Genomic DNA, 1,041 nt, shown 5'->3' with positions numbered 1-1,041 from the left:
GTTTCCAAACTGTCTCTAATTTCACTCAGACGGTTTAGACTTACTAAATGTCCTTTATATCCAGGATAATATTTTTCTACAAGAGCACCAATACCCATCGCAGTAATGGCACTCTCACACTTCAAATAAACTCTTTTATTTTTATGATCTACAGCACAGGGCATTCCCCAGATTTCGTTTTTCATTTTAATTCGTAATCAGGATACTTTTGTTTAACTCTATCTCTAAATTGACCATTAAATGTAGGAGGATTCAATTCTCTTTTTTGAGTAATCACTTTAGTATTGTGATCAATGATCAAAAGTTTGTCCATGTTGTCAGTTTTTTTCATTTGGGATTCATTTAAATTGTAATTTCTTTTTACCAACTATGGTTGCACCTTCACCTGGGTTTAATGGTAAATTTGCATCTCTAGTTGACATTTTACCTTGATCATATTTTTTCCCCAATTTAGGATCAGCATCAGATCTTCTAGAAGTTCCCAACCATGATGCTTTAGGTTGTGATCCTGGTTTTTGTTTAATAAGAACACTATCTTGATCACCTTCTTTAGAATTAGGTTCTTGATTTTTTTTCTGTTTTAATCCTCCTTCTTGGCCTAGTTTAGATGCAACTTTTTTAAACTTTCTCTTACCCATTTTACCAGATGAAACTACAAATGATTTTTCTGTTTGATCTTCTGTTGTTCCAGTTTCACGATAAGCACCTTTAGTTTGTGTTGGCCCAGGAAGTCCAGCACCACGAATACGTTTAACAAGTTTATCTGATCTTTGTTGTTTTTCTTTATTAGTTTTATCTGACCTATCAGAAGACACTATAGCAACACCTCCTTTTTCAATCTTAGAAACAATCCTACTTAAAGATTTCTCTTGAAGATCATGACATTCTARCACAAATTCYTKAAAAGTCTTCATTTTAATCTTTTTAGGTATTTATCATACRACYAACTCCATAAAYTGWCCCAGAACTTTTTTATTCAATTTTTTGATCTTGAGACTTTTTACAAAGGCACTTTTAATCTGTGACTTTGTGGCATCTTCG

At 32.8% G+C, this 1,041-nt stretch carries 3 protein-coding genes; all 3 read right to left on the bottom strand.

The features are described from left to right. Positions 1–185, bottom strand: a 185-nt coding sequence (locus tag C7K08_RS16240) for a hypothetical protein (protein ID WP_206603890.1), incomplete at its 3' end; no start/stop codon positions are given. Next, entirely contained in the window at positions 182–331 is a 150-nt protein-coding gene (locus tag C7K08_RS15755; protein WP_161955954.1) for a hypothetical protein, read from the bottom strand. The genes C7K08_RS16240 and C7K08_RS15755, both read right to left, overlap by 4 nt. Before the next feature lie 7 nt (positions 332–338). After that, the gene (locus C7K08_RS14475) at positions 339–815 is read right to left on the bottom strand and encodes a hypothetical protein (RefSeq protein ID WP_106501176.1); all 477 of its coding nucleotides are present in this window, start codon (positions 813–815) and stop codon (positions 339–341) included. Positions 816–1,041: the final 226 nt, after the last annotated feature.

Source organism: Synechococcus lacustris str. Tous, from assembly GCF_003011125.1.
GTDB lineage: Bacteria > Cyanobacteriota > Cyanobacteriia > PCC-6307 > Cyanobiaceae > Synechococcus_D > Synechococcus_D lacustris.
Note: the sequence above shows the minus strand (reverse complement) of the source record. Positions and strands in the feature narration are given on the sequence as shown.

Excerpts from the sequence above, each read along its gene's own strand:
- C7K08_RS15755 (WP_161955954.1), bottom strand. The coding sequence starts at position 331 with ATGAAAAAAACTGACAACATGGACAAACTTTTGATCATTGATCACAAT.